This is a genomic window from Kitasatospora sp. NBC_00315, from assembly GCF_041435095.1.
Lineage (GTDB): Bacteria > Actinomycetota > Actinomycetes > Streptomycetales > Streptomycetaceae > Kitasatospora.
Window position 1 is genome coordinate 2,957,328 of sequence record NZ_CP108025.1, and the last position, 14,989, is coordinate 2,972,316.

At 72.9% G+C, this 14,989-nt stretch carries 8 protein-coding genes; all 8 read right to left on the bottom strand.

Features of this window, described 5'->3' with window-relative positions; translation table 11 throughout:
* Positions 1–258: 258 nt before the first annotated feature.
* Positions 259–1,845 (bottom strand): phosphoglycerate dehydrogenase, encoded by a 1,587-nt coding sequence (gene serA, locus OG823_RS11805; RefSeq protein ID WP_371484435.1) that lies wholly within the window; start codon positions 1,843–1,845, stop codon positions 259–261.
* Between the two features lie 298 nt (positions 1,846–2,143).
* Positions 2,144–3,142, bottom strand: a complete 999-nt coding sequence (gene ilvC, locus OG823_RS11810; RefSeq protein WP_371479431.1) for a ketol-acid reductoisomerase — start codon at positions 3,140–3,142, stop codon at positions 2,144–2,146.
* Between the two features lie 128 nt (positions 3,143–3,270).
* Complete coding sequence (gene ilvN / locus OG823_RS11815; protein ID WP_371479432.1) at positions 3,271–3,795, bottom strand: acetolactate synthase small subunit; 525 nt, start codon at positions 3,793–3,795, stop codon at positions 3,271–3,273.
* 33 nt (positions 3,796–3,828) lie between these two features.
* Positions 3,829–5,682, bottom strand: coding sequence for an acetolactate synthase large subunit (locus OG823_RS11820; RefSeq protein ID WP_371479433.1), 1,854 nt, complete (start codon positions 5,680–5,682; stop codon positions 3,829–3,831).
* Positions 5,683–6,008: 326 nt separating this feature from the next.
* Positions 6,009–8,960, bottom strand: a complete 2,952-nt coding sequence (locus OG823_RS11825; protein ID WP_371484437.1) for a putative bifunctional diguanylate cyclase/phosphodiesterase — start codon at positions 8,958–8,960, stop codon at positions 6,009–6,011.
* Between the two features lie 784 nt (positions 8,961–9,744).
* Complete coding sequence (locus OG823_RS11830; protein ID WP_371479434.1) at positions 9,745–12,813, bottom strand: AAA family ATPase; 3,069 nt, start codon at positions 12,811–12,813, stop codon at positions 9,745–9,747.
* 131 nt (positions 12,814–12,944) lie between these two features.
* On the bottom strand, positions 12,945–13,148 hold the full coding sequence (locus OG823_RS11835; RefSeq protein WP_371479435.1) for a hypothetical protein: 204 nt from the start codon (positions 13,146–13,148) through the stop codon (positions 12,945–12,947).
* A 296-nt stretch (positions 13,149–13,444) separates the two neighbouring features.
* Entirely contained in the window at positions 13,445–14,950 is a 1,506-nt protein-coding gene (gene gatB / locus OG823_RS11840) for an Asp-tRNA(Asn)/Glu-tRNA(Gln) amidotransferase subunit GatB (RefSeq protein ID WP_371479436.1), read from the bottom strand.
* Positions 14,951–14,989 lie beyond the last annotated feature (39 nt).

The following is a 14,989-nucleotide window of genomic DNA, read 5'->3' on the forward strand; positions in this document are numbered from 1 at the left end:
CAGGGGTCGCCTGCCCTTGGTGCGTACGGCACACACGGGCCACGCGCCCCGACCGGTAGGTAGGTGCCAGGGGTGGCTGACCGTATGGCTCTTTCACGGTACGACGTCCCACCCGTCGCTGTCTGCCCAACTACTTGGATTTCCTAGTATCTGAGACGGGACTCACTCCACTGCCCCGGAGGGCGCCCGCGAAACGACGACGGCCCTCCCGTCACGAGGACGGAAGGGCCGTGGCGCGGGCCGCCGGAGCGGCTCGGGTCAGCGCAGGTCGACCGAACGGGCGAACTTGGCGCCGATCTCGGCCGCGATGGCCGACAGCACCTCCTGCGGGATCTGACTGTCGACGGTGATCGAGGCCAGCGCGCCCTCGCCGTCCCGGGCGACCTGCATGCCCGCGATGTTGATGCCCGCGTCACCGAGGTGGCGGCCGAGGATGCCGACCACGCCGGGGCGGTCCTCGTACTTGAAGAACGCCATGTGGTCGGTGAGCGCCACGTCCACGTCGAAGGCGTCCACGCCGACGATCTTCTGGATCTGCTTCGGGCCGGACAGCGTGCCCGAGATGGCGATCTCGCCACCGTCGGAGAGCGTGCCGCGCACCGTGATGACGTTGCGGTGCTCGGGGCTCTCGCTGCTGGTCGTCAGACGCACCTCGACGCCGCGCTCCTGCGCGAACAGCGGGGCGTTGACGTAGCTGACCGTCTCCGCCACGACGTCCTCGAACACACCCTTGAGCGCGGAGAGTTCGAGCACCTTGACGTCGTGCTGGGTGATCTCGCCACGCACCTCGACGTCGAGCCGGACGGCCACCTCGCCGGCCAGCGCGGTGAAGATCCGGCCGAGCTTCTCGGCGAGCGGCAGGCCCGGGCGCACGTCCTCGGCGATCACGCCGCCCTGGACGTTCACGGCGTCCGGTACCAGCTCGCCGGCGAGCGCCAGGCGCACGGACCTGGCGACCGCGATGCCGGCCTTCTCCTGCGCCTCGTCGGTGGAGGCGCCCAGGTGCGGGGTGGCGACCACGTTGTCGAAGGCGAACAGCGGGGAGTCGGTGCAGGGCTCCTTGGCGTACACGTCCAGGCCGGCGCCGGCCACCCGGCCGTCGCGCAGGGCGCTGGCGAGCGCCGCCTCGTCCACGATGCCGCCACGGGCCGCGTTGACGATGCGCACGGTCGGCTTGACCTTGTGCAGCGCCTCGTCGCCGATCAGGCCGATCGTCTCCGGGGTCTTCGGGAGGTGGACGGTGATGAAGTCCGAGACCTCCAGCAGCTCCTCCAGCGAGAGCAGCTTGACGCCCATCTGGGCCGCGCGGGCGGCCTGGATGTAGGGGTCGTAGGCCACGATCTTCATGCCGAAGGCGGACATGCGCTGGGCGACCAGCACGCCGATCCGGCCGAGGCCGACGACGCCGAGGGTCTTCTCGCTGAGCTCGACGCCGGTGTACTTGTTGCGCTTCCACTCGCCCTGCTTGAGGGCGGCGTTGGCGGGCGCGATGTGGCGGGCGCTGGCGATCAGCAGACCACAGGCGAGCTCGGCGGCGGTGACGATGTTGGAGGTCGGCGCGTTGACGACCATCACGCCGGCCTTGGTGGCGGCGGCGACGTCGACGTTGTCCAGGCCGACGCCCGCGCGGGCGACGACCTTCAGCTTCTTGGCGGCGGCCAGGGCCTCGGCGTCGACCTTGGTGGCGCTGCGGATGAGGATCGCGTCCACATCGGCGATGGCGGCCAGCAGTTCGGTGCGGTCGGCCCCGTTGCAGTGGCGGATCTCGAAGTCCGGGCCCAGTGCGTCAACGGTGGCGGGCGACAGCTCCTCGGCGATCAGGACGACGGCGCTCTTGGATGTCACAGTGCTCACGACAGTGTGTCCTTAACTGTCCGGTTCTCCCCGGTCCATGGCACGAAGGTGGCGTGACCAGCGGGGGAAGGTGGCATGCCGCGTAGATAGACGCACGACGCTGTGGGCCTGACGCGCACTCGGAAGTGTATCGACGGGCGAGGGGGTCGGCTGCTCCCGTACGGCGAAATCACCCGCACGGGATCAACCAAGATGTACAGACGGGGCAGGCCCGTTGAGAGGCCTGCCCCGGCCGGACAGGTGCCGCGCGCGGGCCTCCCGGAGGAGGCGCCGACGCGCGGCGGGCGGCTTACGCCTCTTCCTTGACCCAGCTCATCAGCTTGCGGAGCTTCTTGCCGGTGGTCTCCAGCAGGTGCTCGGAGTCGGCGCTCTTGTACTCGTTGTACTTCGGCAGGCCGGCCTTGTACTCGGCGATCCAGGTGTTGGCGAAGGTGCCGTCCTGGATCTCGGCGAGGACCTTCTTCATCTCGGCCTTGGTGTCGGCGGTGATGATGCGCGGGCCGGTGACGTAGTCGCCCCACTCGGCGGTCTCCGAGACGGACCAGCGCATCTTCTCCAGGCCGCCCTCGTACATGAGGTCGACGATGAGCTTCAGCTCGTGCAGGCACTCGAAGTAGGCGATCTCCGGCTGGTAGCCGGCCTCGACCAGGGTCTCGAAACCGGCCTTGACCAGGGCGGCGGTGCCACCGCAGAGGACGGCCTGCTCACCGAACAGGTCGGTCTCGGTCTCCTCGGTGAAGGTGGTCTTGATGACGCCGGCCTTGGTGGCGCCGATGCCCTTGGCGTACGAGAGCGCCAGGTCCAGGCCCTTGCCGGTGGCGTCCTGCTCGACGGCGACGATCGCGGGGACACCGCGGCCCTCGACGTACTGGCGGCGCACCAGGTGGCCCGGGCCCTTCGGGGCGACCATGCAGACGTCGACGTCGGCCGGCGGGGTGATGAAGCCGAAGCGGATGTTGAGGCCGTGGCCGAAGAAGAGGGCGTCGCCCGCCTTCAGGTTCGGCTCGATGGCCTCCTTGTACACGTCGCCCTGGATCGGGTCCGGCACAAGGATCATGATGACGTCGGCCTCGGCGGCGGCCTCGGACGGCGAGACGACGCGCAGGCCGGCCTCCTCCGCCTTGGCGCGGGACTTCGAGCCCTCCAAGAGGCCGACACGGACGTCCACGCCCGAGTCGCGCAGCGACAGCGCGTGGGCGTGGCCCTGGCTGCCGTAGCCGATGACCGCGACCTTGCGGCCCTGGATGATGGACAGGTCGGCGTCGTCTTCGTAGAACAGCTCGGCCACGGGGGCACATCTCCTTGCGTGATGGTGATGCCGGGTGGTGCGGTACCCACGGTACGTGGACCCGGCGGGGGTGTGGGGCGTTGCTTCAGGTGGTGAGACGGGTCGCGTCGTCGAGCGACCGGCCGTCACTACGCGCTGCGGTCCAGCGCGCGCAGCGAACGGTCGGTGATCGAACGGGCACCGCGCCCGACGGCCACCAGGCCGGACTGCACGAGCTCCTTGATGCCGAAGGGCTCCAGCATCCGGAGCATCGCCTCCAGCTTGTCGGAGCTGCCGGTGGCCTCGATGGTCACCGCGTCGGGTGAGACGTCGACCGTCTTGGCGCGGAACAGCTGGACGATCTCGACGATCTGCGACCGGGTGTCGTTGTCGGCGCGGACCTTCACCAGGACCAGTTCGCGCTGGATCGCAGCGGACTGGTCGAGTTCGACGATCTTTATCACGTTGACGAGCTTGTTGAGCTGCTTGGTGACCTGCTCCAGCGGGAGGTCCTCGACGTTGACCACGATGGTCATCCGGGAGATGTCCGGGTGCTCGGTGGGGCCGACGGCGAGGGAGTCGATGTTGAAACCCCGACGGGAGAACAGGGCGGCGATGCGCGCGAGCACGCCGGGCTTGTTCTCGACCAGGACGGAGAGGGTGTGCTTGGACATTTCGTAGCTCTCTCTGGTTCTGGTGGTCGGAGGTCAGTCGAGGTCGTCGCCGAAGTCCGGGCGCACGTCCCGGGCGGCGAGGATCTCGTCGTTGCTGGTGCCGGCGGCGACCATCGGCCAGACCATGGCGTCCTGGTGCACGATGAAGTCGATCACGACCGGGCGGTCGTTGATCTCCATCGCCTGCTTGATCACCGCGTCCAGGTCCTCCGGGCGCTCGCACCGCAGCCCGACACAGCCCATCGCCTCGGCGAGCAGGACGAAGTCGGGGATCCGGGTGCCCTGGAGCGGCGCGGCGATGCCGTCGTGCTCCGGGCCCGCGTGCAGCACGGTGTTGGAGTAGCGCTGGTTGTAGAAGAGCGTCTGCCACTGGCGGACCATGCCCAGCGAGCCGTTGTTGATGACGGCGACCTTGATCGGGATGTTGTTCAGCGCGCAGGTGACCAGTTCCTGGTTGGTCATCTGGAAGCAGCCGTCGCCGTCGATGGCCCACACCGGGACGTCCGGACGGCCCGCCTTGGCGCCCATGGCGGCCGGCACGGCGTAGCCCATGGTGCCCGCGCCACCCGAGTTGAGCCAGGTGGCGGGCTTCTCGTAGCTGATGAACTGCGAGGCCCACATCTGGTGTTGGCCGACACCCGCCGCGTAGATCGCGTCCGGGCCGACCAGCTCGCCGATCCGCTCGATGACCTGCTGCGGGGCGAGGCCGCCGGCCGGCGCGCTCTCGTAGCCGAGCGGGTAGGTGGTCTTCCACTCGTTGAGCCGCAGCCACCAGTCGGCGTAGTCGGCCGTGTGGCCGGCGTCGAACTCGGCCTGGACCGCGACGATCAGGTCGGCCAGCACCTCGCGGGCGTCACCGACGATCGGCACGTCCGCCGGGCGGTTCTTGCCGATCTCGGCGGGGTCGATGTCGGCGTGCACGACCTTGGCGTACGGGGCGAAGCTGTCCAGCTTGCCGGTCACCCGGTCGTCGAAGCGGGCGCCGAGGGTGAAGAGCAGGTCCGACTTCTGCAGCGCGGTGACGGCCGGGACGCTGCCGTGCATGCCCGGCATGCCCAGGTGCTGCGGGTGGCTGTCGGGGAAAGCGCCGAGCGCCATCAGCGTGGTGACGACCGGGGCGCCGGTCAGTTCCGCCAGGATCCGCAGCTCGGCGGTGGCGTTCGCCTTGAGCACGCCGCCGCCGACGTACAGCACCGGCTTCTTCGCGCCGACCAGCATCCTCGCGGCCTCGCGGATCTGCTTGGCGTGCGGCTTGGTCACCGGGCGGTAGCCGGGCAGCGAGGTCTCCACCGGCCAGCGGAAGGTGGTGGTGGCCTGCAGCGCGTCCTTGGCGATGTCGACCAGGACCGGGCCGGGGCGGCCGGTGGCGGCGATGTGGAACGCCTCGGCGATCACCCGGGGGATCTCGGACGGGTCGGTGACCAGGAAGTTGTGCTTGGTGATCGGCATCGTGATGCCGCAGATGTCCGCCTCCTGGAAGGCGTCGGTGCCGATCGCCTTGGAGGCGACCTGCCCGGTGATCGCGACGATCGGCACGGAGTCCATGTAGGCGTCGGCGATCGGGGTCACCAGGTTGGTCGCACCGGGGCCCGAGGTCGCCATGCAGACGCCGACCCGGCCGGTGGCCTGCGCGTAGCCGGTGGCGGCGTGACCGGCACCCTGCTCGTGGCGGACCAGGATGTGACGGACCTTGCGCGAGTCCATCAGCGGGTCGTACGCGGGAAGGATGGCCCCGCCCGGGATGCCGAAGACGGTGTCCGCGCCCACGGCCTCCAGCGAGCGGATGAGCGACTGCGCGCCGGTCATGGTCTCGACGACGTGCTGGGGACCCGGCGCATGGGCGGCCGGGGTGTCCCCACGGCGGGGGGATGCGGCGTGCTCGGTCATCTGCCTGTCTCTTCTCGGGTTCTGCCGGCCCGGGCAGCGTGCCCTCACCGGTGGGGAGGGTGCCTGCGGCGGACCGGTCGCCGGCTCTGCCCCAATCCTCCGCCCGATCCCTGTGGAGTGGGAGGGCGAGGTGTCGGGGCCAGTGGTCTAGCGGGTGTTCCAGCAGCTTCAGTGCAACAAAAAACCCCTCGTGCCCAGGGCATGCGAGGGGTGGCGCGTCGGTCTGTCACGAGCGGGGCATCGAAGCCCGCTCAGCCGACGCGCCCGCCAAGTACGAGAATTCGGGTGCGCATGGCAACGACCTTCCTCCCGGGCGGTGTCGAGTGTCAAGCGGGTGGGATGGCGGTCTCACCATGCGGACCATGCCCCGGACTGCCGATCCCACGGCGTTCGGGCAGGTCGGAGGCACCGTGGTGATGTGCGACACGCCCCGGTCCCACCTCCCCGCGGCCACCCGATCGGGTGTCGGCGGCGAGATGGGCGCGGCGGGCCGAGAGTGCCCCGACCGGCCTCGGCAGCGGATACACCCGCCGCCCCAGCGCCCGGCGCAGCCGCTGCTCCTCCAAGGGCTGGGCGAAGGCAGTCCCCTGTCCCTGGCGGCAGCCCAGCTCCTGCAGCACCACCACCTGCCGGGGCAGGTCGACCCCCTCGGCGGCGGTGACCAGCCCGAGGTCGCGGCCGAGCCGCAGCGCGTGGCCGGCCAGGGCGCGGGTGAGGGCCGAGTCGGCGAGGTCGTCGACCAGGCTGTGGTCCAGCTTGAGCGCGTCGAACGGGAGCCTGGCCAGCGCGCCGAGCGAACCGCTGCCGGCCCCGAAGCCCGCGACGGCGGTGGAGACCCCGAGCCGGCGCAGCGCCGTCAGCCGGCGGCCGAGCTCGTCGGCGGTGGCGTCCGGGCCGGTCCTGGCGACCTCGATCACCAGCTGGGAGGCGGGCAGGCCGCTCTCGCGCAGGACCGCCGCGATGGTCTCGTACATGCCCGGCGCGCAGAGCCGCTCGGCGGACAGCCGCAGCGAGACCGGCACGGGCGCCGAGCGCGGACGCGCGCCCTCGGCCCCGCGCAGGGCGGCCGCCGACACCACCTCACGGACCAGCCAGCGGGAGAAGCGGGTCGCCCCGTCGCCCTGCTCGACGGTGCGCAGGAACTCGGCGGGGGTGAGCAGCAGTCCCTGGGCGGAGCGCCAGCGGGCCTGCGCCTCGACCACCGCGACGGCTCCGGTGGTCAGATCGACCACCGGCTGGTGGAGCAGCGTGAAGCTGCCCTCCCGGACGGCCACCCGCAGCCGCTCCTCCAGCTCGGAGCGGCGCTCGAGGTCGGCCCGCATGGCCGGGGAGTAGAGCACCACCCGGCCCTTGCCCTCGGACTTGGCCCGGTACATCGCCAGGTCGGCGTTGCGCATCAGCTCGTCGGTGGCGGCTCTCGGGTCGGCGGGCACCGGGCCGCCCCCGGCCGCGCCGGCGCCCTCGGCGGTCCGCGCCCGGGGGGGCCTGGCGAAGGCGATCCCGATGCTGGCCGCGACGCCGAGTTCGGCCCCGCCGATCCAGTACGGCTCGGAGAGCGCCGAGCGCAGCCGCTCGGCCAGTTCCTGCACCTGGACACGGCCGAGCCGGCCGCAGACCAGGGCGGCGAACTCGTCACCGCCGAAGCGGGCCACGGTGTCACCGGCCCGGACCACTCCCTGCAGCCGGCGGGCCGCCTGCACCAGCAGTTCGTCGCCGACCTGGTGCCCGGCGCTGTCGTTGACCGCCTTGAAGCCGTCCAGGTCGAGGAAGAGCACCGCGACCGTCGAGGTGTCGCCCTCCCGCGCCCCGCGCTGCCCCCGCGGTGCGCCCTCGCCCCGCTCGCCCAGCGCGGCCCGCACCCGCTGCGCGAACAGTGCGCGGTTGGGCAGGTCGGTGAGCGGGTCGTGGAAGGCGTTGTGCTGGAGCTGGGCCTGCAGCATCACCCGCTCGGTGACGTCCCGGCTGTTGAGGATCAGGCCCTCGCGGTAGCGGTTGACGGTGGACTCCACGTGCAGCCACTCACCGCCGCCGGAGCGGATCCGGCACTCCACCCGGGCGGACGGCTCCGCGGTGCCGGGGCTGCGGTGGGCCGCGTGCTGGCACTTCACCAGCAGCCGGCGCACCTCCAGCAGCACCCGGTCCACGTCCTCCGGGTGGACCAGGTTGAGCAGGTTGCCGCCGACCAGCTCCGCCGGATCGCGGTTGTAGACGCGCAGGGCGGCCGGGCTCACGTAGGAGAGCACGCCGTTCGCCCCGGCGATCATGATCACGTCGCTGGATCCCTGCACCAGGGAGCGGAAGTGCGCCTCCTTCTGGGCCAGCTCCTGGGCCAGCGAGAGGTTGTCCAGCAGCATCACGCCCTGGCGCAGGATCAGCGCCAGACCGACGGTGCAGGCCGCCGAGGCGACCACCCGGTCCAGCGCGTGGCCACCGAGCGCGTTGTAGAGGATGCCCGCGGTGCAGACCGCCGCCGCCACGTAGGGGGTGAGCGCGCTGAAGGTGGTGGACACCCGCCGCAGCGGGACACCGGTGGCCGAGGGGTGCTCACGGCTGGGCCGGCGCCGGCGCGGTGACCACGGCGCCCAGGCCAGCAGCAGACTGCCGGCGAACCAGCCGGCGTCCAGCAGTTCGCCGGAGTGGTAGGTGCTGCGCAGCTCGGGCGAGGTGAACAGGGCGTCGCAGACCACGGTGACGGCGAGGCCCACCATCGCGGTGTGCACGGCCGCCCGGTTGCCGTCCCGGCTGCGGAAGCGCAGCCCGACCACCAGACTCACCAGCAGGATGTCCAGCACGGGGTAGGCCAGCCCCAGCGCCAGGCGCAGCGGGTCGCCGCTCTCCCCCTGCGCGGTGCGCCCGAGCGCCAGGCTCCAGCTGAGGGTGAACAGCGAGCCGGCCACCAGCCAGCCGTCGAGCACCAGGTAGACCCAGCCGGCGGCGGTACGGGGCCGCTGGGCGAGCACCAGCAGGCCGGTGATGGCGAGCGGCGCGAAGAGCAGGAAGGCGTACTCGGCCAGCGAGTCCTGGGGGAGCGTGGTGCCCAGCACCACCTCGTACCAGCCCCAGGTGCCGTTGCCGAAGGCCACCATCGCGGAGGAGAGGCCGAACAGCAGCCAGGCCTGGCGCAGGTGACCGCTCACGGTGCACCCGTGCACCAGGCAGGAGAGCGCGGCGGCCAGTGCCGCGGCGGCCAACCCGAAGTCGCCCATGAACAGGGCGAGTCCGGGGGATCCCCAGCCGAGCGCGGCGCCCAGCGCGTAGGCCAGGCAGAGGGCGGCCATCAGCCCGCCGGGCAGGCGCGGGCTGCGCAGGAGGCGGGCCGCCCGGCCCGGCCGGGGCGCGGGGCCCTCGCCGGGGCCCTCGGCAGGCTCGTGGGGCGGGTGGTGGTGCGGACCCCCGGCCGGGTCGGCCGCTTCAGGGCCGGGGCCGTCGGCGGGGGACGAGGGGTGGTCGGGGACGCCGGGCCCGGGCCGGCCGGACAGCACCGCATCGGTGGAGCTCACTCGACATCTCCCCCTCCGGCCCGGGGCCTGTGGGCGCCCGGGCGTGGGCCGCGCCGCCGACCGGTGTGGCCACGGGCCACCGACCGCGCGGGCCGGCCCGGCGCCCCGTGGGGGCGGCGACCCGGGGGGCCGGCGACGCCGAGACCGCCGCGCCGCACCGATGTTCCCGGTCGGGACACTACACCACTCCGGTCACTCAACGAGACATGTATTGAACGTAGAGTAATGGTCGGGGGGTGCGAAAACGGGCGCTCTCCGGGCGGATCCACCCCATTCGGCGGCGGCGCGCGCCCGGGGGCTCACACCACGCGCACCGGAGCACGGGGACGGCGGACGGGCCGTCGGCGCAGGCCGGCGAGTGGACGGCGATCGGGCCCGCGACGTACCCGGCGGCCACCGGCGCGCGGCGGAGCGCCGGACGCACCCGGCGGATCCGCCGGCCGGGCCCGACGCCCGGGCGTGTCAGCACCGCGCGGTGCCGCCCGGGAGGTGTCGGCACGGCATGTCGCCAGGGCGCGTCGTGCACGGCATGCCGGGCACGGCGCGCGTCGGGCAGGGCCTGTCAGCCGGCCAGCGACGCCGGGGCGTCCGGGAACAGCCGCAGCCGGTGCGCCAGCGCGGCCGCCTCGCCCCGGCCGGCGACCGAGAGCTTGGCCAGGATGTTGGAGACGTGCACACTCGCCGTCTTCGGGGAGATGAACAGCTCCTCGGCGATCTGCCGGTTGGTCCGGCCGCGGGCGAGCAGCCGCAGCACGTCCCGCTCGCGCGGGGTGAGGCCGAGGGCCTCGGCGGCCCCCGGCGCGGGCGCCGCCGCGCGCTCGGGCCGCTCTCCCGGAGCGGTCAGGGTGACCCCGGCCCGGTCGGCGAGGGAGGCGATCTCACCGAGCAGATGGCGGTCCCCGCGGACGCGGGCCAGCTCCGCGGCCTCCCGCAGCAGATCCGCGGCCGCCTCCCGGCGCCCGCCGACGGCCTCGGTCTCGGCGGCCCGCAGCAGTGCCAGTGCCAGCGGGTACGGCAGCCCGGTGCGGCGCAGCGGTTCGAGCGCGGCCGCCCAGTGCGCGGGCGTGTCGGCGCCCTCGGCCCGGGCGAGTTCGGCGTCCACCAGGCGGGCCCAGCCGAGGTGCAGCGCCACCTTCGGTGCGAGCCCCGCCGCGACCCCGGCGATCAGGGCCAGCGCCCGCGCGCGGCCCGGATCGGCGGCCGGCAGGCCCCGGGTGTCCGCCTCCACCCGGGCGCCGACCGCGAGCAGCGGGAGCAGCAGCGCCTCTCCCCCGCGCGGCAGCGGCCCCTCCAGCACGTCCAGGAGTTCGGCCCTGGCCTCCAGCGGCCGGCCGCACCGCCCGGCCAGCTCCACCGCCAGCACCGCGAGCGGCACCAGGTGCTGGAACTGGCAGACCCGGTGGGCCGTGCGGGCCTGGGCCAGCAGCCGGGCGGCGACCGGGAGATCACCCCGCATCAGGGCGAGGTCACCGCGGACCCGGTCCAGGAACTCGGCGTGGGTGCTGGACGGCCGCTCGCTCTCCGAGCCGGCCAGCACCTCGGCCGCCTCCTGCGCCCGGCCGGTGGCGATCAGCGCCTCGGCGAGGTTGCCGGCCAGGATGGCACCGGTGTTGCGCAGCAGTCCGGTGTTGCCGGCCGCCTCCAGACCCTCACGGGCGAAGGCCGCCGCCTCCTGCGAGCGGCCCTGCGAGTGCAGCAGGCTGGCCAGGTTGTTGAGCCCGCGCAGCAGGAGGTCGGGGGCGCCGGCCGCGGCCCTGGTGGCCGCGACGGCCTCGGTCAGGAGCGCGACGCCGGCCGAGGGGTCGTCCTCCAGATCGCTGCGCATGGTGCCGAGGGTCATCAGCGCGTGCTGCTCGACGTCGGACGCACCGACCCGGCGGGCGATCCGCACCGCCCGCTCGGCCAGCGCGATGTGCTCCTCGGTGGGGTTGCTGAGCATCCCGGCGGCCGCGCCCAGCGCGAACACCTCGGCCTGCACGGCGGACGGCTCCAGGTTCTCGACCAGCCGCTGGGCGTACGCCAGCTCCTCCTCGTCGCCCGCCCGGTTCAGATGGCCGAGCATCCGGGCGCGGTACATCCGGAACCAGGCCGCGCGGGCCGGGCTCTGGGTCTCGTCCACCAGCTTCAGCGCCCGCTTGGCCAGGCTCAGTCCGCGCTCGCGGTCACCGCTGCGGCGGGCGGCGACGACCGCCTCCGCCAGCACGTCGACCAGCTGAAGCTTCTCGCAGGACGCGTCGTGGGTGCCGGGGGCGCAGCCGCAGGGCGGGTAGGTCTCGGCCCAGTCGTAGGGGCGCAGGGTGCCGTCCAGGACCTCGGCGGAGACCTGGTCCCACAGTTCGAGGGCGCGCTCCAGCATCCGCAGCTGCTCGGCGAAGGCGTTGCGCCGGCGGGCCGCGCGGGCGGCGTCCAGTGCGCTCGGCAGCGCCCGGGCGCTGTCGTGCGCGTGGTACCAGTAGTTCGCGAGCCGGGCCGGGCGGTCCTCCTTGCAGACCAGTCCGGGCTGTTCCTCGATCACCGTCGCGTAGCGCCGGTTGATCCGGTGCCGCTCACCGGGCAGCAGGTCGTCCGAGACGGCCTCGCGGACCAGGGCGTGCCGGAAGCGGTAGCCGTCGCCGTCGGTGTCCTGGCGCAGGATGTTGGCGCCGACGGCGGTGCGCAGGGATTCGATGAGCGCCTCCTCGCCGTCGTCCAGCACGGCGGCGAGCAGGGTGTGCTCGATGTAGGAGCCGCCCTCGGCGGCGATCCGGACGACCCGTTGGGCGTCCTCGGGCAGCGCCTCGACCCGGACCAGCAGGATGTCGCGCAGCGAGTCGGTGAGCCCGGCCGCGCAGCCCTCCTGGAAGGACGTCGCGAGCTCCTCGACGAAGAAGGGGTTGCCCTCGGAGCGGTGGTGGATCCGGTCGACGAGTTCGCCGTCCGGGGCGGCGGTGCCCAGGATGCCGGCCAGCTGCTCGGCCACCTCGCCCCGGCCGAACCGCTCCAGCTCCAGCCGCTGGACGATCCGCAGCCGCTCCAGCTCGACCAGGAAGGGGCGCAGCGGGTGCCGGCGGTGCAGGTCGTCGGTGCGGTAGGTCGCGACGATCAGGACACGGGCGCGGTGCAGGGTGCGCAGCAGGTACGCGAGCAGTTCACGGGTCGAGCGGTCGGACCAGTGCAGGTCCTCGACCGCGAGCACCAGGGTGCGCTCGGCGCTGAGCCGTTCGAAGAGGCGGGCGGTGTGCTCGAAGAGGTGGGCCCGGCCGTACTCGTCGTTGGGCTCGCCGTCGGGCTCCCCGAAGTCGGGGAACAGCCGGGCGAGATGGCCCTCCAGTCCGGCGGCGGCGGCCTCCAGCTCCGCTCCCAGGGTGCGGTGCAGCCGGCGCAGCGCGGTGGCCAGCGGGGCGTAGGGCAGTCCTTCGGCGCCGATCTCGGGACAGTTGCCGAGTGTGGTGACCACGCCCGGACGGCCGGTGTCGGCGTCGCAGGCCTGTTGGAGGAACTCCTCCAGCAGCCTCGTCTTGCCCACACCCGCCTCGCCGCCGATCAGGACGGCCTGCGGCCTGCCCTCCCCGGCGCGGCGCAGCGCAGCGGCCAGCGCGGTGATCTCGGGGCCACGGCCGACGAAGACGGGACTCACCGATATCTGCTGCATGGGCCCGAGCATGCCACAGGCCCGTGGGCGCGGCCGAGTGCTTATCGGGGCGCCGCAACGGCCGGAGGGGGAGGCGCCGGTGGCGTCCTCCCCCTCCTTCTCCTCGGCGGCACCCGATGTGTGCCGGTCCGTCAGCATTCCGCGGGTCGTGCCGCGCGCTGGTCGGCCCCGCCGCCCCCTACCCCGCCGCCGAGCCGGCCGAGGACCGCCGCCAGGGCCGGCAGCCGGCGGCCCCGCCCGGGCAGCGCGGCCCGGGCCTCGGCGATCAGCCGGTGGTGCTCGGCGCGGGCCTGGAGCTCCCGGGCCCGCTGCTGGATGAGCTCGTACTCGATCATGGTGTTTCCCCTCGACCTCGGTCTGTCGTCCTGAGAGGAAGACTGCTCGCCCAGGGGGGTGCGCCACATCGGCAGCCTGCCGCATCTTCCGGCGCCCGGGAGCCTTAGACCGGGTCGCCCGGGAACGCCGCGAGCCCGTACGCACCCCGGAACAGGGGTACGTACGGGCTCGAAGGTGCCGTGGGGCGCCCGGGTGGTCTAAGGACCACCGGACACCGGCCGGGGGCGGCACTAAGGGGGTCCTAGTAGGAGCCGCGGAGGGACTCAGCGGTCCTGGTAGGAGCCCCTGGAGGGAGTCAGGCGGCGCCGAGCCTCTCCAGGATCAGGTCCTTCACCCGGGCCGCGTCGGCCTGGCCGCGGGTGGCCTTCATGACCGCGCCGACCAGGGCGCCGACCGCGGCGACCTTGCCGTCCCGGATCTTGTCGGCGACGGCGGCGTTCTCCGCGATGGCCTGGTCGACCGCCGCGCCGAGCGCGGAGTCGTCCGAGACGACGGCCAGGCCGCGCGCGGCCACGACCTCGTCCGGCTCGCCCTCGCCGGCCAGCACGGCCTCGATGACCTGGCGGGCCAGCTTGTCGTTGAGCTTGCCCTCGGCGACCAGCGCGGTGACCCGGGCGACCTGCGCCGGGGTGATCGGCTGCTCGGCGAGGTCGGTGCCGGTCTCGTTGGCGCGGCGGGCCAGCTCGCCCATCCACCACTTGCGGGCCTGGTCGGCGGGGGCACCGGCCGCGATGGTCTCCAGGATCGGCTCGACCGCGCCGGCGTTCAGCACGGACTGCATGTCCTTGTCCGACAGGCCCCACTCGCCCTGGAGGCGGGCACGGCGCACGCGCGGCAGCTCGGGCAGGCCGGAGCGCAGCTCCTCGACCCACTCCCGGGCGGGCGCGATCGGGACGAGGTCCGGCTCGGGGAAGTAGCGGTAGTCCTCGGCGTTGTCCTTGATCCGGCCGGCCGTGGTGGAGCCGTCCTCCTCGTGGAAGTGCCGGGTCTCCTGCACGATGGTGCCGCCGTCGCCGAGGACGGTGGCGTGCCGCATGATCTCGAACCGGGCGGCCCGCTCCACGCTGCGCAGCGAGTTGACGTTCTTGGTCTCCGAGCGGGTGCCGAACTTCTCCCGCCCGTGCGGGCGCAGCGACAGGTTCACGTCGCAGCGCATCTGGCCCTTGTCCATCCGGGCCTCGGAGACGCCCAGCGCCTTGATCAGCTCACGCAGCTCGGCGACGTACGCCTTGGCGACCTCGGGAGCACGGGCGCCGGCGCCCTCGATCGGCTTGGTGACGATCTCGATCAGCGGGATGCCGGCCCGGTTGTAGTCGAGCAGCGAGTGCGAGGCGCCGTGGATGCGGCCGGTCGCGCCGCCGATGTGCGAGGACTTGCCGGTGTCCTCCTCCATGTGGGCGCGCTCGATCTGGACCCGGAAGGTCTCGCCGTCCTCCAGCTGCACGTCGAGGTAGCCGTTGAAGGCGATCGGCTCGTCGTACTGCGAGGTCTGGAAGTTCTTCGGCATGTCCGGGTAGAAGTAGTTCTTCCGGGCGAAGCGGCACCACTCGGCGATGTCGCAGTTCAGCGCCAGGCCGATCTTGATCGCCGACTCGACGCCGATCGCGTTGACCACCGGCAGCGAGCCGGGCAGGCCCAGGCAGGTCGGGCAGACCTGGCTGTTCGGCTCGGCGCCCAGCTCGGTCGAGCAGCCGCAGAACATCTTCGTCTTGGTGCCCAGCTCGACGTGGACCTCAAGGCCCATCACCGGGTCGTACGACGCGAGAGCGTCCTCGTAGGAGACCAGGTTACTGACGCTCACAGCGTCCCCTTCACTAAAAAGTCTTCGGAGGTACGGGCC